The following is an 18,736-nucleotide window of genomic DNA, read 5'->3' as shown; positions in this document are numbered from 1 at the left end:
AAATATACGGCGCGATGTTTTTGACGGCAATTCCAAAATTGTTGGATCGGGCATAACATCAGGTCATGCCCAACCTTCGCAAGAAACTGCCCAGCGCCAACGCGCTCTTCGTCTTCGAAGCGGCCGCGCGCTGCGGTAATTTCACGCGTGCCGCGCAAGAACTTTACGTGAGTCAGCCGGCGGTCAGCCGCATGCTCGCGCGCATGGAAGACCATATCGGCGTGCGGCTTTTCGAGCGCGTGCGCGGCGGCATCGAACTGACGGAAAGCGGGCGCATTCTGTATCGCAAGATATCGGAAGGCTTCAATGGCATAGAAAGCGCCATCCGCGAAATCGAGGCACGCGCCACCGGCGTGGAGTCGGTCACGCTGTCGGTTTCCACCGCCTTCACCACGCACTGGCTGATGCCGCGCATGAGCCGGCTCAATCAGGCGTTTCCTTCGGTGGACCTGCGTTTTCAACTGATCTCGGGGCGCATTGGCGGGCCGCTCGTCGATGTCGATCTCGGCATGCGCTTCCTTCACGATGAAGAGATCGACGAGAACGCCGTGCTGGTCATGCCCGAAGCGCTGCTGCCGGTATCGAACGAGCGATACCACGAAACCGCGTGTACCGAAGCGGGCCGCGCGCATGGCGATACGGTGATCGTCATGGACGACGGCGAACGCGGCTGGCATGAGCGCTTTCATGCGTTCGCCGACCAAGAGCGGCATGTCGCCGGCATGCTCAGTTTCAACGACTACGCCATCGTCGTGCAGGCCGCGTTGCTCGGGCAAGGCATGGCGCTCGGCTGGCTCAACGTGGCGTCTCACTGGCTCGCGCAAGGCGCGCTCGTGCCGGCGGAACTGGAACTCATCGTGACGAGCCGGCGCTGCTGCCTCGTCACGCCGCCGAACCGGCCGTTGCGGCCTATCGTCGCCGACGTGCGCGACTGGCTCATCGCGGAGACGCTAGGCGACATGCGCGTCGTCGAGAGCAAGTATCCGCGGCTGGGTCTTCGCGACGCCCTTAAGGCAACCGGCATCGAGCTTGGCTGAACGCGTGTCCGCATGGTCGCGTGCGTGCTCGCGTGCGTGCTCGATGAACGTACTCGGCGTCATGCCGCACAAGCGCTTGAAATGCCGCGCGAGATGGCTTTGATCGAAAAAGCCGACTTCCGTCGCCACCACCGATCCCGGCATGCCCGCGAGCAACAGACTCTGCGCACGCCGCACCCGCACGCGGCACAGATACTTGTAGGGCGAAAGCCCGATCTGCTCGCGAAACACGGTCGCAAAGCGCGACACCGACAACGCCGAGACATCGGCGAGCTGCGCAAGACTCACGGTCTTGTCGAAATTCGCTTCGATATAGTCGAGCGCGTTGCCGAGCACGGCGGGCTTGATGTTCGCGTGGCTCTCGTGGTTCATGAAGAAGTCTCTGACGTGGCCGATTCCGCGTGTGCCGATGCGCCGCGCTGGAATCGTTGAATGGAGAACGAATCGAGAGGAATGGGTGTGGCGCCGGTATCGAGCAGTTCCGCGAGCGTTTCGCCCACGCCCGGCCCGATCTGAAACCCCGAGCCGCTGAAACCGAACGCATAGAAGAGGCCATCGGCTTTCGTGCTCGGGCCGATCACCGGTTCCGAATCCGGCAGATAGCTTTCGACGCCGCTCCAGACGCGTATCACATGCAAGGGTCCGAGCGCCGGCACCATGCGGCGAAACTGCGCCATCTGCGCGACGGTGTTTTCCGGCAGCACGCCCGCGCGGCGCGTGGCGATATCGGCGGGACCGGGCGGGCCGCCGCCGAGCACGAGATTGCCGCGCGGAATCTGGCGGAAGTACACGCTCTCGGCCTTGACTGTCGTGTAGACGCCCATCGAATGCTGGAAGACATACGGCACGGGTTCGGTCACGGCCATTTGCGGGCCGCGCGCGACGAGCGGCACAGGCTCGCCGAGTTGCGTCGACAAGGTATTGGCCCACGCGCCCGCGCATACCAGCACTTGTTCGGCGCGATAGATGTCGCCCGCCGCGCTTTCCACGCGAAAGCCGCCCGCTTCTTTCTCGATACGCACCACTTCCGTGTTCTCGACGATGCGCGCTCCAAGCCGCGCCGCCGCACGCCCGAACGCAGGCGCGGCGAGTCGCGGATTGGCGTGGCCATCGAGCGGCGAAACGGATGCGGCAAGGACTTCGCGGCCGAGGAAGGGGAAGCGCTCGAACATCGCCCGGCCTTCTAGCACTTCGAGATCGAGGCCGTGGGCGCGCGCTTCATCGGCATAGCGCTGAAAATACTCGGCGTCATGCGCGTGATAGCAGACGCGCGTATGGCCCGAAGGCAGGAATTCGACATCTTCGCCGAGCAGTTCCCGCGAGCGTTTCCAGGTCTGCAAGGCGCGATTGGACATGGCCAGTTGCGAAAGCGCGCGGCCCTGGCGACGCACGCCGCCGAAGTTCACGCCGCTTGCCTGCTGCCCGGTGAGACCGCGTTCGAGCACGATCACGGAACGCTTACGGCGGCGCAAAAAGAATGCGGTCGTCGTGCCGACGATACCGCCGCCGATCACGATCACATCGGCGCGCTCGTTCATTCGCTCAACTCCTTTTCGATTCCTCGATGCACTTCGTCCTGCGGCGTCACGGCCATCGGCAGCGGCTTGACAGGCGCTTGTCCGCGCAGACGTCCGACCGCTTCGAGCGGCACGCGCGCCTCGGCGGCGATGACTTCCGCGCCCGCGTGCGCGCAATATCGGCCCTGACAGCGGCCCATGCCGACGCGGGAAAACGCCTTCGCGCGATTCGCTTCCCGCGCGCCCATTTCGCGTACCACGCGACGCAATTCGCCCGCGGTGATGGCTTCACAGCGGCAGACGATCGCCTCGTCCGGAAGCGCGGCAGCGAAGCGCGCGGGCCACGGGAAAGCGGCCCGCAGGCCGGCGGCGAATCGCGTGAAGCGCGCAAGTTCGGCGCGTAATTGCGTGACGCGCGCGTTGTCGGGCGCGAGCCCCGCATCGTGCAAGGCGGCGAGCGCCGCGAGTTGTCCGGAGCGCTCGGCGGCGTCCGCGCCGCGCACGCGTGCGCCGTCACCCGCGAGATAGACGCCGGGCACGCTGCTGCGGCCATCGCCGTCGATGCGAGCAAGCCATTGCCGCGCGGCCTGATCGAAGACGAATTCGCAGCCCGCGAGATCGGCGAGCTGCGTTTCGGGACGGAGGTGATAGCCGAGCGCGACGGCATCGCAGGCAATATCGAGTTGCGCGCCGTTCGCCGTTTCAACGCGCACGCCGGTGACGCCATGTTCGGCCGTCCCGCCGATGCCAACCGGCGTGATGCCGCGATGCACCGCCATACCCGCGCGACGCAATACGCGCATCAAGCCGATCCCCTTGACGAGCGTCGATGGCATGGCGAGCAGTTGCGGCAATGCGCGAATGCGTTGTGCAAGCGTCGAGGTGTCCAGCACCGCACCGACCGTCGCGCCTGCTTTGACGTATTGCGCGGCGACGAGATAGAGCAGCGGTCCCGTGCCCATCAGCACCGTGCGCGCGCCGATTGCACAGCCTTGCGACTTCAGCGCGACCTGCGCGCCGCCGAGGCTATACGTGCCTGCGTGATGCCAGCCCGGCACCGGCATGAGGCGGTCGGTGGCGCCGCTGCACACGATGAGCGCGTCGAAGTCGAGCTTGCGATAACGCGTGCCGCTGACGATGTGCACCACGTTCGGTTCGATGTTCCACACGAGCGTCTCGGGCAGATAGTCGATCTGCGCGCGCAAGCCGTCGAACGTGCGATGCAGCGACTGAGCGCGGACGGCTTCGCTGCCATAAAGCGTTTCATACGAGCGCGAAAACCCGTCGGGCTGCCGCCGATAAATCTGCCCGCCGTCGCGCCGTCCTTCATCGACCACGGTCGGACGCAAGCCCGCGCGCACGAGCGCTTCGGCTGCGCGCACGCCCGCCGGTCCGCCGCCGATGACCACGACCTTCAAACGCTCGCGCGCGGCCATACACCCTCCTTCGTCTGACCGATGCGTGTGACGATCGACATGCCTTCTTCAACCGGCGTCGTGCAGGCGCGCAGGCGTTCGCCGCTCGCGGTCCAAACCCAGCAATCCTGGCACGCGCCCATCAGGCAGAAACCGGCGCGGCGGCCATCGCCGAACTCGGAATCGCGCAAGGTGTCTTGCGCCGTCAGCAGCGCGACCATCAGCGTGTCGCCTTCCTTGGCCTGTGCGATGCTGCCGTCGATAACGATGGTCACCGTTTTGCGCCCCGTCTCCGCCACTCTCACGAAACGTGCGTTCATGCAGCCACCGCGTTGTCTTGTGTCTGCATGCGCGTGAGGTCGTCGGCCGAGCGGTGGCACAGAATGGCGGCGCCCGAAGGCAAGGTCTTGACCGATGGCGGTGTCACGTTGCACTTGCCGTCGATGCGCACCGTGCAACGCGCACGGAAGCTGCACAACGCATCCACGCCGCTATCCGAGCCGAGCACGGGCAAGGCAGTCAGCGTCGATGCGCGCCGCTCGTCGAGCCAGCCCGGTTGCAGCGCAGGCACCGAATCGACGAGCAGACCCGTGTACGGGTGATACGGCGGATGCGAAAGCGACTCGCGCTGGCCCGCTTCGACACACTGGCCCGCATACAGCACGATGACTTCGTCGCAGATGGCCCGCACCGTCGAGATGTCGTGGCTGATGAACATGAGCGAGACGCCGAGTTCGCGGCGCAATTCCGCGAGCAAATCGAGAATGGCCGCGCCGACCACCGTATCGAGCGCGGACGTGACTTCGTCGCAGAGAATGAGCGCGGGGTCGGCGGCGAGCGCGCGCGCCAGATTCACGCGCTGCTTCTGTCCGCCCGACAAACCGCCCGGCTGGCGCTTCGCAATCGCTGCGGGCAGCTTCACCAGATCGAGCAGTTCCAGCATGCGCTTCCGTGCCGCCGCACCGCGCAGGCCGTGATAGAAGTTCATCGGCCGCGCGAGAATATCGGCGATGGTACGGCTCGGGTTGAGCGCGGTATCGGCGTTCTGGAACACGATCTGCACGCGCCGGTATTGTTCGAGCGTACGTTCGGAGAGCTTGGCCGGCAGCGGCTTGCCGTCGAGCAGCACGTCGCCGCGCGCCCGGTCCACCAGACCCGCGACCACGCGTGCAAGCGTCGTCTTGCCCGATCCCGATTCGCCGATCACACCGAGCGTGCTGCCACGCGCGATCTTCAGGCTCACGTCGTCGAGCACGCGCACGGCGGGCACGCCGTTCGCATCGACACGGCCATAACCCGCGCTCAGGCGGCGAATTTCCAGCAACGGCTTTTCGCCCTGACTGGTGAGCGGCGAGAGTTCGGCGAGCAGCGCATCGGGGCGCCGCACCGCGCCGAGCAACTGGCGCGTGTAATCGTCGGCGGGAGCGTCGAGCACTTGCGCGGTCGCGCCGTTCTCGCGCACGCGTCCGCCGTTCAGCACGACGATGCGGTCCGCCATCTGCGCCACCACGGCGAGGTCGTGCGATACGTACACCGCCGTCGTGCCGAGTTCGCGCACCACGCGCTTGAATGCGGCGAGGACTTCGATCTGCGTGGTCACATCGAGCGCGGTGGTCGGTTCGTCGAACACGACGACGGCGGGATCGGTGATCAGCGCCATCGCGGCCATCAACCGCTGCAACTGCCCGCCCGAGACCTGATGCGGATACCGGTCGCCAATGCTTTCCGGATTCGGCAACGCGAGCGCGCGGAACAACGCGACCGCCTTCTCGCGCGCCGCCGCGGCGGACATGAGTTTGTGCAGCAACGCGGGCTCGGTCACCTGATCCATGATCGTGCGTGCCGGATTGAACCCCGCCGACGCGCTCTGGGCCACATAAGCCACCGTGCGCGAGCGCAGCGCGCGACGGCCCTTTTCACTCAGTTCGAGCACTTCGGTGTCGCCGATCTTGACGGAACCGCCCGCAATCGCGCAGCCGGTGCGCGCATGGCCGAGCAGCGCCAGCGCAATCGTCGTCTTGCCCGAGCCCGACTCGCCGATCAGCGCGAGCACTTCGCCCTTCTTCACGACGAAGTCCACGCCTTTCACGATCTCGACGACCGGGTCCGGCGCCGCGCCCGCGACCACGCGCAGGCCTTTCACTTCGATCATGTTGGTGGTCATTGCGCGCCTCCGTTGCCGCGCGCACCGTGGCGGCGCAGGCTGTCGATGAGCAGATTCACGCCGACCGTCAGCGTGGCGATGGCGACCGCCGGCATGAGCACGGCCGGCGCGCCTTCCGCCAGACCGCCGATGTTCTCGCGCACGAGCGAACCCCAGTCCGCGTTCGGCGGCTGGACACCGAGGCCGAGAAAGCTCAGGCCCGACAGCAGCAACACGATGAACACGAAGCGCAGACCGAAGTCGGCGAGCATCGGGTGGATCATGTTCGGCAGCACTTCGACGCGAGCGATATAGAACAGCTTCTCGCCGCGCGCTCTTGCCACCTGCACGTATTCAAGCGTCATGATGTTGACCGCGAGCGAGCGCGAAATGCGGAACGCGCCGGGAATGTAGGCGAGCGCGGCGACCATCGTCAGCATGGGAATCGACGAGCCGAACGCGGCGATCACCACCAGCGCGAGCACCTTGCTCGGAATGGAGATGAGCGCATCGAAGAAGCGGCTCAGGATTTCATCGACCCAGCGGCCAGACACAGCCGCGATCAGACCGAAGAACGTGCCGATGAAACTCGCGAGCAGCGTCGCCGCGAGCGCGAGGCCCACCGTGTACTGCGTGCCGTACAGCACGCGGGACAGCATGTCGCGGCCGAGATAATCGGTGCCGAGCCAGTGCGCCGCGCTATAGCTGCCGAAGATGTCGATGGAAGTCATCGCGCCGCCTTTGTACGGCGCGACGAGCGGAGCCAGGAACGCGACCGCGAGCCAGAACACGACGATGAAAAGACCGATCAAGCCGAGCAGCGAGAAGCGTCCGGCGAGACGCCGCAGCGGGCCGCGCTTCTGCACGATGACCGGCGCTTCGGCCACGTCCGGTATTCCGGGCTCCGGCTCGTACATGACCTGCGAGGCGTGTGGCACGTGAGGTGTCGAGGGACGATTCATCGTTGACGCAGCCGTGGGTTGGATACGATCTGGGCCAGGTCGGCAATCAGCACGAGCGCGAGATACGCCGCGCAGAACACCATGACGCAGCCCTGCACGAGCGGCATGTCGCGGTTGGTGACGGCATCGACCATGAGGCTTGCAAGACCGGGATAGTTAAAAATCGATTCGACGATCACCACGCCGCCGAAGAGATACGAGAGACTCAGCGCCACCGCGTTCGCAATCGGGCCGATGGTGTTGGGCAAGACGTGCCGCAACACCACGCGCATCGGCGATGCGCCCTTTAGACGCGCCATCTCCACGTAAGACGCGTTGAGCTGATCCAGCACCGCCGCGCGCGTCATGCGTGCCATTTGCGCGACGATCACGCAGCAGAGCGTCATCACTGGCATCGCGTAGACCCGCAAGAGCGCGCCGAACGACGACACATCCGAGAGATACGAGAGCGCTGGCAGCCAGCGCAGCTTCACCGCGAAGATCAGGACGGCGATGGTCGCGACGAGAAACTCGGGCACGGCCACGGTCGAAAGCGTCAGCACGTTGAGCGCGCGGTCGAGCAGCGAGCCGCGAAACATGGCCGATACGATGCCGATGAAGAGCGCCACCGGCACCGAAACCAGCGCGGTCAAACCGGCCAGCACGAGCGAATTCGGCAGACGCGAGGCGATCAGCTGACTCACCGGGAGATTGTTCGACAGCGACGTGCCGAAGTTGCCCGAGACCACATGCACGAGCCATTGCACGTAGCGTTGCAGCGCGGGCTGATCGAGCCCGTACTCGTGACGCAGGGCCGTGACCTGCTCGGGCGTGGCCGCCTGGCCGAGCGCCTGCTGTGCGGCATCGCCGGGCAAGAGACCCGTGATGCCGAACACCACCGCCGAGACGATCAGCAAGGTCAGCAACGCGAGGCCGATGCGCGTGGCGACGAGTCGTTGCGCATGAACTTTCATCGGAAATCGCCTCCGGTTTGAGGTTCGCGCGCCGTCCGTTGAGGGCGCGCGATGTCGCTTGAGACGCAGCGTGCTTTACGCCGTGAGCCAGACCTTTTCCGCGAACATGAAGCCGCCGAGACCGGCGAGCGGAATCGAGCCGAGGCCCTTGAGCTTCGCGGTGTGGGCATCGAGGGAACTTTGGAACATCGGAATGCCAATGCCGCCGTCCTCGTGCACGAGCTGTTGCATGTCGCCGTAGATCTTCTTGCGCTTGGCGTCGTCCGGCTCGCCGCGCGCGGCCACCAGCATCTGGTCGAACTGCGGGTTTTTCCAGTTGGCTTCGTTCCACGGTGCATCGGACTTGAAGAACTGCGTGAAGAGCACATCCGCGCTCGGGCGTGCGTTGATGTTGCCGTAGCCGAGCGGATGCTTCATCCAGTGATTCGACCAATAGCCGTCGGCGGGCACGCGCACCACTTGCAGATTCAGGCCCGCTTGCGGCGCGACCTGTTGCAAGAGCACGGCCATTTCGACCGAACCCTCAGCCGCCGGCGATGCGTACAGTTGCACCGGCGCGCTGCCGAGCTTCGCCTTCTGGAAGTAGAACTTGGCCTTGTCCGGATCGAACTTGCGTTGCGGCAGACCGGCCATGTAGTACTTGTTGGTCGGATCGATCGGCTGGTCGTTGCCGATTGCGCCATAGCCGCGAAACACGGTCTGGCGAATCTGGTCGCGATCCATCAAGTGCATCATGCCGCGCCGGAAATCGCTCGTGCCCGTGATGCCGCCGTCGTCGCGCACGATCAGGTCGGTGTATTGACCCGTCTTCGTTTCCAGCACGTTGAAGCCTTGCGTGCCCTTGATGCGGTCCGTCGAGCGCGCGCTCACGGCGTTGATCAGTTGCACGTCGCCGGACAGAAGCGCGTTGACGCGCGCGGATTCATCGGCGATACCGATCAGCTCCACTTCGTCCAGATGCGGCAGGCCCGGCTTCCAGTACTTCTCGTTGCGCACGCCGACCGTACGCACGCCCGGCGTGAATTCCTTGACCTTGAACGGACCCGTGCCGATCGCCGTCTTGAAGTCGGTGGTGCCGTCCTTGATGATGAGGAAGTGCGAATCCGCGAGAATCACGGGCAGGTCGGCGTTCGCGCCGGCGAGCGTGATGGTCACTTCGTTCGGGCCGGTGGCCTTCACGTCCTTGAACTGGTCGGCAATGGTCTTGGCCTTCGAGCCGACCGCTGCATCCTTGTGACGCATCAGCGAATAGATCACGTCCTGCGGCGCGAGCGACTTGCCGTCGTGGAACTGCACGCCGCTTCTAAGCTTCACGACCCACACGGTCGCGTCTTTCGTTTCGAGCGATTCAGCCAGCGACATCTGCGCGCCGAGATGCGAATCCAGTTCGGTCAGGCCGTTGTAGATCATGAAGCCGCGCACGTAGTCGGTGCCGAGCGCGCCCTTGGCGGGGTCGAGCGTATCGGCGGACGAAGACGATTGCGTCGCCACGCGAATCCGTCCGCCCTGCTTCGGCTTTTCCTGCGCAAATGCGGCGCCGCTCACGGAAAGCAGGCCCGTGCCGGTGACGGACAGCAAGCCGCCCGCGGTCAGCGCGCGCAGCACGCTACGGCGCGACGCGCCTTTTTTCGTCAGTTCGTCGAGCCGGATACCGGCATGGTCGACTGCATCAGGCGATTGATCGATGCTCATGAACTTCTCCGCGTGAGATTGGGGCTGAATGAATCGCCGGCTCGGTTGTTTCCGGCTGGCTGTATTTGCTTCGATGCTTCGATGCTTCAATAGAAAACGTCTTTGATCGAGTAGTACGCACCGACCAACGGCAGGAACCACGGCTTGCCCGTGTGACCCGGAATGGCGGGCCAGTCGAAATCGCGCCACGGATTGGCGTCGGCCTTGCCGTTCATCACGTCGGCCATGACCTGGCCCATGTGCGTGGACATCTGCGTGCCGTGGCCGCTGTAGCCCATCGAAAAGTAGATGCCGTCGTGCTGCCCGGCGCGCGGCAGACGGTCCGCGGTGATATCGACGAGACCGCCCCAGCAATAGTCGATGCCTACGCTCGCGAGACTCGGGAACATCTGCGCGAGGTTGTCCTGCAGGATGCGGCCGCTCTTCGCATCCGAAGGTCTTTCGGATGCCGTGAAGCGCGCGCGTCCGCCGAACAGCAAACGCGCATCCGGCGTCACGCGAAAATAGTTATGCATGAGGCGGCTCGTGGTGTAGGAGCGGCGCTTGGGCAAGATGCGCGCGAGCTCTTCTGCCGGCAGCGGCGCGGTCACGATGATGAACGAGCCCACCGGCGCGAGCCTGCGTCTGTACCATGAGAACGGACCGTGCTTGGAAGGACCGGTCGCGATCAACACTTGCTTTGCGCTCACCGCGCCGCGCGCCGTATCGACTCGAAATCCGCCGTCTTCCTTCGTGATGCCGCGCACTTCCGCATGTTCGAAAAGCTTCGCGCCTTGCCGCACGGCGGCGTTCGCAAGACCCGCCGCGAACTTGCCCATATGCATCTGGCCACCATGACGTTGCAGCAAGCCGCCATGAAAACTGTCCGACTGCACTTCGCCGCGAACCTGTTCGCGAGTCAGCACGTCGATATCGGGATCGACTTCGCGGCGAATGAGTTCGGCGGTCCGTTCGATATGCGCGAGATGATGCGGCTTCGACGCGAGCTTGAGCTTGCCCGTCGAAACATAATCGCAATCGATACCTTCCTCGCGAATCAAACGCTCGACGGTATCGACGGCGGCCGCATACGCGCGATAACAGCCCTGCGCACGCTCGACGCCCAGTTGCGAGCGCAACGCCGCATAGTCCTGCGCCACGCCGGTGTTGCACTGGCCGCCGTTGCGCCCGGAAGCGCCGCCGCCCATTTTCCCCGCATCGAACACGGCGACGCTCGCGCCGCGTTTGGCAAGCGCCAGCGCCGCCGACAGACCGGTGAAGCCGCCGCCGATCACCGCCACATCGACCCGGCCATCGGCCGGGCCTTCCTGCGCCGCCGTGAAGGCGGGTGCGGTATCGAGCCAGTAGGAGTCGAGTTTCATCGGCGGGTCCGGTGGATGACGATTACAGGCCGAGCTCGGTGGCGAGATCGCCGATGGTGTCGACTTCGTAGTACTCGTAGTACGGCGTGCTCGGCTCGTGGCCGCGCTTGACGAACGCCTTGTGCTTCACGCCCATGTCGTGCGCGGTCATCAGGTCGTAGCGCAGGCTCGACGACACGTGCAGCACGTCTTCGGGGTTGCAGTCGAGCTGTTCGAACATGTACTCGAAGCCTTGCATGCGCGGCTTGTACGACTGCGCCTGCTGTGCCGTGAACACGCGATGGAACGGCGCGCCGAGCTTGTCGACGTTGCTTTGAATCTGGTCGTTCGATGCGTTCGAGAGAATCACTAGCTTGTACTTCGAAGCGAGACGCGACAGACCTTCCGGGACGTCCGGATGCGGGCCCCAGCTCGGCACGGCGAGGTAGTACTTTTCGGCTTCGGCTTCGTTGAACTCGACGTTCATGCGCTGGCACGCACGGCGCACGGCATTGACGATGACATCGCGATACGGCTTCCACGCGCCGAGCACTTCGTCGCGGCGGTATCCGGAAAAGAATGCGACGAACTTTTCAAGCTCGGCGCCCTTCAGACGGTCGCCGTACATCTCGCGGGCCATATCGGCCATGCGGAACTTCGTCAGCGTGCCGTAGCAGTCGAAGGTGATGTACTTAGGCTCGAAATCGATCATGGTGTCAGTCCTATCGGGTAATGAACCGCGCAGGGTTCAGGGGCGAGGGCCAGGAAAAACGCATTTCCTGAAGAAAATTTAATCAGGGCAAAAATACTGATGTCGTTGAATGCGGGTGCTTCGACCATGCAAAACAACTCGTTTCGAGGCATGTCCGCAGCAGCTTATGCGGCGCGCTTTCGACGCACGATCGATCGTTCATTGACCGATGTCGATCAGCACGCTCTTGATGCGAAAATTGGCTTCGAAGGCTTGCCGCCCGAGGTCCTTGCCGATGCCCGAACCCTTGTAGCCGCCGGTGGGAATCACGAAGTCGCTGGTGCGGCCGTAGCGGTTGACCCACACCGTGCCCGCCTCGATGCCGCGCACCATGCGCAGCGCGCGGCCGAGGTCCGCCGTGTGCACGCCGGCGGCGAGGCCATAGTCGGGGTGAGCGGCGAGTGCGAGCGCTTCCTCTTCGCTGTCGAAGGTCTGCAAGGTCAGCACCGGGCCGAAGATTTCGTGGCGCACGGCTTCCGTTTCCTGTGTCACGCCGGTCAGAAGCGTCGGCGCATAGAACGGTCCGGGCGTCGCGGCACGCGGGCGTTCTCCGCCGCAGCGCAGCGCGGCGCCGCTCGCGACGCTGCGTTGTACGATCGCTTCGATTCGCGCGGCTTGCGGCTCGGAGATGATCGGCGGCAAGGTGGTGTCGGCGGCCCAGGTCGGTCCGGCATGCAGTTCGCCGAATACATGTGCAATGCGTTCGGCGAGTTCATCCGCAATCGAACGCTCGACCAGGAGCCGCGATCCCGCGACGCATACCTGGCCCGCGTTGCCGGCGATCGCACCGGCGATACGCCGCGCGACTTCATCGATACGCGGGGCATCCGCGAAGACGATCTGCGGACTCTTGCCGCCCAGTTCCAGCGTCACGGGCTTGGTGCCGGTTTCGGCGCAGGCGGCCATGATCGCGGCGCCCGTGCGTGTCGAACCCGTGAACGTCACCTTGGCGATGCGCGGATGACGCACGAGCGCGTCGCCGGTCGTGCGGCCATCGCCCTGAACGACATTGAAGATGCCTGGCGGCACGCCTGCTTCGAGCGCGAGCCGGGCGAGACGCAGCACCGAGAACGGCGTCATCTCCGAAGGCTTGAGAACCACCGCGTTACCGGCCGCGAGCGCCGGCGCGATCTTCCACGACGCCATCACCAGCGGAAAATTCCACGGTGCGATGGCGCCGATCACGCCATACGGCTCGGTCATGGTCATGCCGAGATGCCGATGATCCGTCGCCGCGACCTCACCGCCGATCTTGTCGGCGAGTTCCGCGTAGAAGCGGATGCCTTCGGCGGTGAACGGCACGTCCCAGTTGAATGCATCGCGCACGGGACGCGTGGAGCCGAGCGCTTCGAGCGGCGCGAGCGTGGCAGCGTCGGCGGCAACGAGATCCGCGAAACGGCGCAGCACGCGGGCCCGCTCGCGCGGCGCGCAGCTTGCCCAGCCGCTCGTGCGCCACGCGGTGTAGGCGTTCTGCACGGCGTGGTCGATCATGGCCGCATCGGCGACTGGAATGGATGCGTACGCGACGCCATCCGAAGGCCGCGTGACGTCGATGCGCGTGATGCCTGCATCGACGAACTCGCCGCCGATGAAGTGGCCGCGCGGCACGGCAATGACGGCGGGATCGAAACGGTCCATGTGCTTGGGCCTTGTATGCGTTGATGTCGTATGAAATCTTAGGTCCGAAGGCCCGGCATAATTCGCTGACAAAATTGCGCAATCGGCATATCGGGCGCGTTCTTGCACGCCTAACCCGTGGTTTTGCATTGCATCAAAAGCGCAACGCTTGATAGGAAGATCGTCCTAGTCATGCGCGTTGTGCGATGTCACAGTCGCGATAACCGTCTACAGAACGCTCAGAACCAGGAGGCCGGCGTGCCCGACTCTAATCAGCACGATGCGATTCGATATCGCGCTTTCACGCCCGACGACATCGCGGCAGGACACGCGTTGTCGAGCGCCGTCCGGTGGCGGCATCGCCCGGACGACTGGCGATTTGCCGCGCAGACCAGCAGCGGCATCGCCGCCGTCGACGCTTCCGGCGCGGTGGTCGGTACGGCGCTCGCGTGGAAGTTCGGTGTGGAGGCCGCGTCCATCGGCATGTTCATCGTATCGCCGGAGCATCAGCAACTCGGCATCGGCCGTGAGCTGATCGAGCGGCACATAGGAGAACTCGGCGCGCGCACGGTCGTCATGCATGCGATCGGTTCCGGGCTCGCGCTATGCGAAACGCTCGGCTTCGAGAAGACCGGCACCATCCATCAGCATCAGGGCGCGGCGTTTCAGCCGCCGCTCGTTTCGCTGCCGCCGGGCGAGCGGCTGCGGCCCATCGGCGCGAACGACACGCCGCGTCTGGTCGATCTCGCCTCGCGTGCAAGCGGGCTGGATCGGAGCGCCGTGCTGCCGCAATTGCTCGATGTCGCAAGCGGTATCGCGCTCGATCGCGACGGCGAGTTGCTCGGCTTCGCATTGTTCCGGCGCTTCGGCGACGGTCATGTGATCGGCCCTGTGGTCGCGCCCGACTCGCCGAATGAAAGCCGCGCGAAAGCGCTCATCAGTTATTGGCTCGCGCTGCATGCAGGTATGTTCGTACGTGTCGATACCCCCGCGAGGCTCGGACTTTCGACATGGCTCGAAGGCCTCGGCTTGCCGCATGTCGACAGCATCGAGCGCGTGGTGCGCAATGGTCCCTTGCCCGTCGATGCCATATCGATCGAATACGCCATCGCCAGTCAGGCGTTAGGTTAGGGCTTGTCATCGCGAGCTTGCCGCTTCCCCGTCCGATGCTTTATATAGTGAGTGGCCGCGTCGTTTGCGAATGGACGCACTCCACGCACCGAACAGTTCGACGGAGCTTCGACATGGTTCGTCTCGTGATGATTCTTCTCGGCGTGGACTATCTGCGCACGCGCTGGCGCGAAGTCATGGTGCTCGGCTTTCTGAGCATCGCGCTGGGCGGAGTCATTTTCGTCGATGCCCTCGACGGCTCGCTGTACTTTCCCATCATCCCGTTCGCGCTCGCCTTGCTGCTCGAAGGACTCGCCACGCTTGCGGTTGCGTGGACCGGCATGGGCGGGCAACGCACGCTGCGCTACGTTAAGAGCGCGGCGTTCTCTTTGTCGGCGCTGCTCGTGCTGATCGGCGGCGAGCGCGGCAACTTCGTGCTGTCGCTCATCTTCGGCACGCTCTTTCTCGTGGATGGCGCGTTGCAGATCGTCTCCGCGCGCGTGGTCCGCTATCGCCGCTGGAAGCTCGCGATGGCAGGCGGCGTGTTCGAGATCGCCATCGCCATTTTCTTCTACCAGCCGTATCCGGATTACTACGCGGGCACGGTGGCTTATTGCGTGGCGTTTGGCCTTTTCTTCGGTGGATGGAACATGCTGCTGCTCGCCTCGCGCGTGCGGCGTCTCGCGCGCAACCCCGCAGCCGATGACGCCGCGGCCGCCGCAGCTGCATCGCAGGCGTCCGTGCAGGCGGCACGCACGCCGGTCGCGGGCGTCGTCTGGGACGGCCCTCCCGGACCCGACGAAGCCGCCTTGACCGTGCATGTATGGACGCCGGTCGGCACCGCGAAGATGCAGCCGCGCAGGCAGTTGATCATCGACCGGTACATTGCCGCCGTCGACCGCAACGGCACCATCTCGACCGGCCATGCCGCGCTCGAAACGCCCGAGGGCGTGTATATCAGCCTGTATCCGGCGGTGGAGATAGACCGCTCGCCGGACGAGTTCTCGCGCCTCTTGCGTGCGACCCGCGATAACGATGTGCCCGGCATGTTTCAACCCGACTACGCGACCGAATCGAAAGCATGGTGCCCGTCGACGCAACAGGTACGCATCCGCAATTACGATCCCGAAAGGCTCGCGCGCTTCTGGCAGGAATATCAGCGCGACACGACCTACAACCTCACGTATCGCAACTGTTCGAGCACCGTGGCGCGCGCGCTCGAAGCGGCCATCGAAGGCGCATCGGCGCGTGTGTGGGGCAAGCGCGGCGGGTGGAATCCGCTCGTGCGCATCATGACGACGCCCGAGCTATGGGTGGCGGCGCAAGTGCGCAAGCGCGCGGCGACCATGGCGTGGACGCCGGGCCTCACGCTCGACTACGCGCGCGCGCTCAGCATGCTGGCCGATCCGCGCCGTTCGGGCTGGGTGAAGATGGCGCGCATTGCGCTGGCGACGATGTATCGATCGCGTCAGCGCTGGCGTGCGGAAGAAGAGGCGGCGCAAGACGCCGCCGCGCAAGCCGGGCAAGTGAAGGAACCGGGCTGAACGCCAACCTTCAAAGCGTCATGCCGCCCGCTACCTCGATCACCGCGCCGTTGACGTAACTGGCTTCGTCGCTTGCGAGGAACGCATAGACATTCGCGACTTCCTCGGGCTTGCCGAGACGGCCGAGCGGCACATCGGCGCGCATCTTTTCTAGCACTTCGGCGGGGATGGTCGCGAGAATCGGGGTATCGACGAAACCGGGTGCAACCGCATTCACGCGGATGCCCTTCGGCCCGAGTTCACGGCTCCACGTTTTCGTGAAACCGATCACGCCGAACTTGGCCGCCGCGTAATTGGTCTGCCCGAAATTGCCGTAGATGCCGACCACCGAACTCGCATTCAGGATCACGCCCGAACCTTGCGCGATCATGCCATCGACCACGGCCTGGCTCGCGTGAAAGACGGCGCGCAGATTCACGTCGATGACATCGTCGAATTGCTTGAGCGTCATTTTCTGCAGGCGTGCGTCACGCGTGATGCCCGCATTGTTCACGAGCACGTCGATGCGCTTGTAGCGGTCGCGCACCGTCGCCACCATCTCGTCGACGCGCTCGCGATCCGACATATCGACGCAAAATGCGCTCGCTTCGGCGCCCGCTTGCCGACATGCTTCGACCACCGCTCCCAGCGCTTCCGCGTTGCGGTCGCATGCCGCGACGATCGCGCCTTCCTGCGCGAACTTGAGTGCCGTGGCCGCGCCGATGCCCTGCGCCGCGCCCGTGATGATCGCTACTTTTCCTTTCAGTCTCATTCGTTCGAACCTTGTTTTAAGGGAAAAATTGAAGTTATTTCGACGGTGAATCGGGCACGCCATACCCCGCCAGAAAGAGATCCACCGCCGCTTCCGCTACCCGCTTCTGCTCGCGCTTGGACAAGGGCGATTGACCCATCGTGACCTGCGGCCAGAACGCGAATCCCTTGACGATGCCATGCAACTGCTGCGCCGCGAACGCCGGGTCCGACGCCACATTCAGGCGGCCATCGGCGGCGGCGGCGCGTATCCATCGCGTCAAGTCTTCTTCGCGCTCGCCAAGCTTGCCGACCATCTCCCGCGCGCGCTCGGGCGAATGAATGCCCTCCGCAATCGCCACTCGCGCAAGCGATAAAAACGCGGCGTCGTTCAACAGATTCAACTTGCGCGCAAGCAGGTCGAGCAACTGCGCACGCAACGGCGATCGAGGGTCGTAGGCAGGAGCGTCGTCGGACTGGCTTGCGGTCCACAACTGATGGAGGATCGCCGCGAACAGCGCGTCCTTGCCGTCGAAATGGTTGTACACCGTTCTCTTCGATACCCCCGCGCGCGCCGCGATGCGGTCCATGCTCGTGGCGTCATAACCCGAGGCGATGAATTCCTCCACCGCCGCGCTCACGATGGCGGCGCGTTTGCGGTCGGTCAGACGAGGTTGGTCAGCGTTCGATTCCATCAGGCAATTTTACACTGAGCGGTTTACTTTCATCTCGAAAATAAACTACACTGGGCAGTCTACTTTCCTGCTGCACCAACCGGATGCCATTTGCCATGACGTCGATTACCGCCTCGATCAGCCGCGCGCTCGGACTCACCGCAGCCAGGCGCGGACGCGAACTGTCGCATACGTCGCCGCAGCACGACGGCGAGCGCTTTCGCAATGTCAAGCCGCGTCCGGTCGAGGGCATGGGCAAGACCTTGCGCATCATGTGGAACATGATCGTCAACAAGCCGCGCGGCACCGCGCCCGTAGAGCCGCCGGCCGTGCTGACACTGACGCGCGCGCAACTCGATGCCGCGCCGGACCGCAGCCTCTTTCGCCTCGGCCACTCCACGCTGCTCTTCAAACTGCGCGGCGAGTTTTGGTTGACCGATCCGGTGTTCGGCGAGCGCGCATCGCCGTTCCGCAATGTCGGGCCGAAGCGTTTTCATGCGCCGCCCATCGCGCTTGCCGACCTGCCGCCGTTGCGCGGCGTGATCCTTTCACACGATCACTACGACCATCTCGACCGCGAGACCGTGCTTGCGCTCGCCGCGACGACGGACGTGTTTCTGACGCCGCTCGGCGTGGGCGACAGGCTGATCGAATGGGGCATCGACGCGAGCAAGGTGCGCCAGCTCGACTGGTGGCAAAGCGTGGAGCTAGACGGCCTCGCATTCACCGCGACGCCCGCTCAGCACTTTTCCGGCCGCAGTCTCTTCGATGGCAACAGCACGTTGTGGGCGTCGTGGGTGATCGTCGATGACGCCTTGCGCGTGTTCTTCAGCGGCGATACCGGCTATTTCGAAGGATTTCGGACCATCGGCGAGCGGCTCGGACCGTTCGATGTCGCGTTCATCGAAACCGGCGCCTACGATGCGCAATGGCCCTACGTGCACATGCAGCCCGAGGAGACCGTCCAGGCGCACGTGGACTTGCGCGGCCGCTGGCTCGTGCCCATTCACAACGGCACGTTCGATCTGGCGATGCATCGCTGGCAGGAACCGTTCGAGCGCGTGACTGGGCTCGCGCTTGCACGGGGTATCGCGCTGGCGACGCCGCGCATGGGCGAGCGGCTGAATCTGGTCGAGCCGCATCGCGGTGAGAAATGGTGGCGCGAAGTGCCGGAAGTCGAGACGGTGAAGACAGGATGGCGGTGGTGCGCGGGACGCGAGTCTTCGTAATGCTTGTTGCCGCAGCGGTTGTC

General features: G+C 64.6%; 18 protein-coding genes. 4 read left to right on the top strand and 14 right to left on the bottom strand.

Features of this window, described 5'->3' with window-relative positions:
• Positions 1 to 65 precede the first annotated feature (65 nt).
• Positions 66 to 1,037: a LysR family transcriptional regulator gene (locus tag LDZ28_RS25125; RefSeq protein ID WP_244830123.1), complete on the top strand. Its 972-nt coding sequence runs from the start codon at positions 66 to 68 to the stop codon at positions 1,035 to 1,037.
• Here LDZ28_RS25125 and LDZ28_RS25120 read toward each other — a convergent pair.
• The 12 genes from LDZ28_RS25120 to LDZ28_RS25070 all read right to left on the bottom strand — a co-directional run bounded on the left by LDZ28_RS25120 (position 951) and on the right by LDZ28_RS25070 (position 13,448).
• Positions 951 to 1,409, bottom strand: a complete 459-nt coding sequence (locus LDZ28_RS25120; RefSeq protein WP_244830122.1) for a helix-turn-helix domain-containing protein — start codon at positions 1,407 to 1,409, stop codon at positions 951 to 953. The genes LDZ28_RS25125 and LDZ28_RS25120 overlap by 87 nt on opposite strands.
• Entirely contained in the window at positions 1,406 to 2,575 is a 1,170-nt protein-coding gene (locus LDZ28_RS25115; protein ID WP_244830121.1) for an FAD-binding oxidoreductase, read from the bottom strand. The genes LDZ28_RS25120 and LDZ28_RS25115 overlap by 4 nt, the downstream gene beginning before the upstream one ends.
• The gene (locus LDZ28_RS25110; RefSeq protein ID WP_244830120.1) at positions 2,572 to 3,990 is read right to left on the bottom strand and encodes an FAD/NAD(P)-binding oxidoreductase; all 1,419 of its coding nucleotides are present in this window, start codon (positions 3,988 to 3,990) and stop codon (positions 2,572 to 2,574) included. Before LDZ28_RS25110 ends, LDZ28_RS25115 begins: the two co-directional genes overlap by 4 nt.
• On the bottom strand, positions 3,969 to 4,289 hold the full coding sequence (locus LDZ28_RS25105) for a (2Fe-2S)-binding protein (RefSeq protein WP_244830119.1): 321 nt from the start codon (positions 4,287 to 4,289) through the stop codon (positions 3,969 to 3,971). Before LDZ28_RS25105 ends, LDZ28_RS25110 begins: the two co-directional genes overlap by 22 nt.
• On the bottom strand, positions 4,286 to 6,133 hold the full coding sequence (locus tag LDZ28_RS25100) for an ABC transporter ATP-binding protein (protein WP_244830118.1): 1,848 nt from the start codon (positions 6,131 to 6,133) through the stop codon (positions 4,286 to 4,288). The genes LDZ28_RS25105 and LDZ28_RS25100 overlap by 4 nt, the downstream gene beginning before the upstream one ends.
• Positions 6,130 to 7,074, bottom strand: coding sequence for an ABC transporter permease (locus LDZ28_RS25095; RefSeq protein ID WP_244830117.1), 945 nt, complete (start codon positions 7,072 to 7,074; stop codon positions 6,130 to 6,132). The genes LDZ28_RS25100 and LDZ28_RS25095 overlap by 4 nt, the downstream gene beginning before the upstream one ends.
• Positions 7,071 to 8,027, bottom strand: a complete 957-nt coding sequence (locus tag LDZ28_RS25090) for an ABC transporter permease (protein ID WP_244830116.1) — start codon at positions 8,025 to 8,027, stop codon at positions 7,071 to 7,073. The genes LDZ28_RS25095 and LDZ28_RS25090 overlap by 4 nt, the downstream gene beginning before the upstream one ends.
• A gap of 75 nt (positions 8,028 to 8,102) precedes the next feature.
• Positions 8,103 to 9,719 carry an ABC transporter substrate-binding protein gene (locus tag LDZ28_RS25085; RefSeq protein WP_244830115.1) on the bottom strand — a complete coding sequence of 539 codons (1,617 nt, stop codon included), beginning with the start codon at positions 9,717 to 9,719 and terminating at the stop codon, positions 8,103 to 8,105.
• Between the two features lie 86 nt (positions 9,720 to 9,805).
• On the bottom strand, positions 9,806 to 11,080 hold the full coding sequence (locus LDZ28_RS25080) for an FAD-binding oxidoreductase (RefSeq protein WP_244830114.1): 1,275 nt from the start codon (positions 11,078 to 11,080) through the stop codon (positions 9,806 to 9,808).
• Positions 11,081 to 11,102: 22 nt separating this feature from the next.
• Positions 11,103 to 11,771 carry a haloacid dehalogenase type II gene (locus LDZ28_RS25075; RefSeq protein WP_244830113.1) on the bottom strand — a complete coding sequence of 223 codons (669 nt, stop codon included), beginning with the start codon at positions 11,769 to 11,771 and terminating at the stop codon, positions 11,103 to 11,105.
• Positions 11,768 to 11,899: a hypothetical protein gene (locus tag LDZ28_RS32735; RefSeq protein WP_255784709.1), complete on the bottom strand. Its 132-nt coding sequence runs from the start codon at positions 11,897 to 11,899 to the stop codon at positions 11,768 to 11,770. The genes LDZ28_RS25075 and LDZ28_RS32735 overlap by 4 nt, the downstream gene beginning before the upstream one ends.
• A gap of 70 nt (positions 11,900 to 11,969) precedes the next feature.
• Entirely contained in the window at positions 11,970 to 13,448 is a 1,479-nt protein-coding gene (locus LDZ28_RS25070; RefSeq protein ID WP_244830112.1) for an aldehyde dehydrogenase, read from the bottom strand.
• 237 nt (positions 13,449 to 13,685) lie between these two features.
• Between LDZ28_RS25070 and LDZ28_RS25065 the strand changes: the two genes are divergently transcribed.
• Together LDZ28_RS25065 and LDZ28_RS25060 are read left to right on the top strand one after the other, a co-directional pair.
• Entirely contained in the window at positions 13,686 to 14,558 is an 873-nt protein-coding gene (locus tag LDZ28_RS25065) for a GNAT family N-acetyltransferase (protein ID WP_244830111.1), read from the top strand.
• 113 nt (positions 14,559 to 14,671) lie between these two features.
• Positions 14,672 to 16,081, top strand: coding sequence for an HdeD family acid-resistance protein (locus LDZ28_RS25060; RefSeq protein WP_244830110.1), 1,410 nt, complete (start codon positions 14,672 to 14,674; stop codon positions 16,079 to 16,081).
• A gap of 10 nt (positions 16,082 to 16,091) precedes the next feature.
• Here the strand turns inward: LDZ28_RS25060 and LDZ28_RS25055 are convergent, their stop codons facing one another.
• Together LDZ28_RS25055 and LDZ28_RS25050 are read right to left on the bottom strand one after the other, a co-directional pair.
• Positions 16,092 to 16,832: a beta-ketoacyl-ACP reductase gene (locus tag LDZ28_RS25055; protein WP_244830109.1), complete on the bottom strand. Its 741-nt coding sequence runs from the start codon at positions 16,830 to 16,832 to the stop codon at positions 16,092 to 16,094.
• Positions 16,833 to 16,866: 34 nt separating this feature from the next.
• Positions 16,867 to 17,505: a TetR/AcrR family transcriptional regulator gene (locus LDZ28_RS25050; protein ID WP_244830108.1), complete on the bottom strand. Its 639-nt coding sequence runs from the start codon at positions 17,503 to 17,505 to the stop codon at positions 16,867 to 16,869.
• Positions 17,506 to 17,600: 95 nt separating this feature from the next.
• Here LDZ28_RS25050 and LDZ28_RS25045 point away from each other — a divergent pair, with 95 nt between their 5' ends.
• Complete coding sequence (locus LDZ28_RS25045; protein WP_244830107.1) at positions 17,601 to 18,713, top strand: MBL fold metallo-hydrolase; 1,113 nt, start codon at positions 17,601 to 17,603, stop codon at positions 18,711 to 18,713.
• The last annotated feature ends 23 nt before the right edge of the window (positions 18,714 to 18,736 follow it).

This window comes from Caballeronia sp. TF1N1, from assembly GCF_022878925.1.
Lineage (GTDB): Bacteria > Pseudomonadota > Gammaproteobacteria > Burkholderiales > Burkholderiaceae > Caballeronia.
The sequence above is the reverse complement of the archived record's forward strand: the minus strand, read 5'-3'. Positions and strand labels throughout refer to the sequence as shown.

What these genes read in the sequence shown, in the direction of transcription:
- LDZ28_RS25050 (WP_244830108.1), bottom strand. Translation starts at nt 17,505, where the DNA reads ATGGAATCGAACGCTGACCAACCTCGTCTGACCGACCGCAAACGCGCC.
- LDZ28_RS25045 (WP_244830107.1), top strand. Translation starts at nt 17,601, where the DNA reads ATGACGTCGATTACCGCCTCGATCAGCCGCGCGCTCGGACTCACCGCA.
- LDZ28_RS25120 (WP_244830122.1), bottom strand. Translation starts at nt 1,409, where the DNA reads ATGAACCACGAGAGCCACGCGAACATCAAGCCCGCCGTGCTCGGCAAC.
- LDZ28_RS25070 (WP_244830112.1), bottom strand. Translation starts at nt 13,448, where the DNA reads ATGGACCGTTTCGATCCCGCCGTCATTGCCGTGCCGCGCGGCCACTTC.
- LDZ28_RS25100 (WP_244830118.1), bottom strand. Translation starts at nt 6,133, where the DNA reads ATGACCACCAACATGATCGAAGTGAAAGGCCTGCGCGTGGTCGCGGGC.
- LDZ28_RS25085 (WP_244830115.1), bottom strand. Translation starts at nt 9,719, where the DNA reads ATGAGCATCGATCAATCGCCTGATGCAGTCGACCATGCCGGTATCCGG.
- LDZ28_RS25095 (WP_244830117.1), bottom strand. Translation starts at nt 7,074, where the DNA reads ATGAATCGTCCCTCGACACCTCACGTGCCACACGCCTCGCAGGTCATG.
- LDZ28_RS25055 (WP_244830109.1), bottom strand. Translation starts at nt 16,832, where the DNA reads ATGAGACTGAAAGGAAAAGTAGCGATCATCACGGGCGCGGCGCAGGGC.
- LDZ28_RS25080 (WP_244830114.1), bottom strand. Translation starts at nt 11,080, where the DNA reads ATGAAACTCGACTCCTACTGGCTCGATACCGCACCCGCCTTCACGGCG.
- LDZ28_RS25110 (WP_244830120.1), bottom strand. Translation starts at nt 3,990, where the DNA reads ATGGCCGCGCGCGAGCGTTTGAAGGTCGTGGTCATCGGCGGCGGACCG.
- LDZ28_RS25075 (WP_244830113.1), bottom strand. Translation starts at nt 11,771, where the DNA reads ATGATCGATTTCGAGCCTAAGTACATCACCTTCGACTGCTACGGCACG.
- LDZ28_RS25060 (WP_244830110.1), top strand. Translation starts at nt 14,672, where the DNA reads ATGGTTCGTCTCGTGATGATTCTTCTCGGCGTGGACTATCTGCGCACG.
- LDZ28_RS25105 (WP_244830119.1), bottom strand. Translation starts at nt 4,289, where the DNA reads ATGAACGCACGTTTCGTGAGAGTGGCGGAGACGGGGCGCAAAACGGTG.
- LDZ28_RS25090 (WP_244830116.1), bottom strand. Translation starts at nt 8,027, where the DNA reads ATGAAAGTTCATGCGCAACGACTCGTCGCCACGCGCATCGGCCTCGCG.
- LDZ28_RS32735 (WP_255784709.1), bottom strand. Translation starts at nt 11,899, where the DNA reads ATGGTCGAAGCACCCGCATTCAACGACATCAGTATTTTTGCCCTGATT.
- LDZ28_RS25125 (WP_244830123.1), top strand. Translation starts at nt 66, where the DNA reads ATGCCCAACCTTCGCAAGAAACTGCCCAGCGCCAACGCGCTCTTCGTC.
- LDZ28_RS25115 (WP_244830121.1), bottom strand. Translation starts at nt 2,575, where the DNA reads ATGAACGAGCGCGCCGATGTGATCGTGATCGGCGGCGGTATCGTCGGC.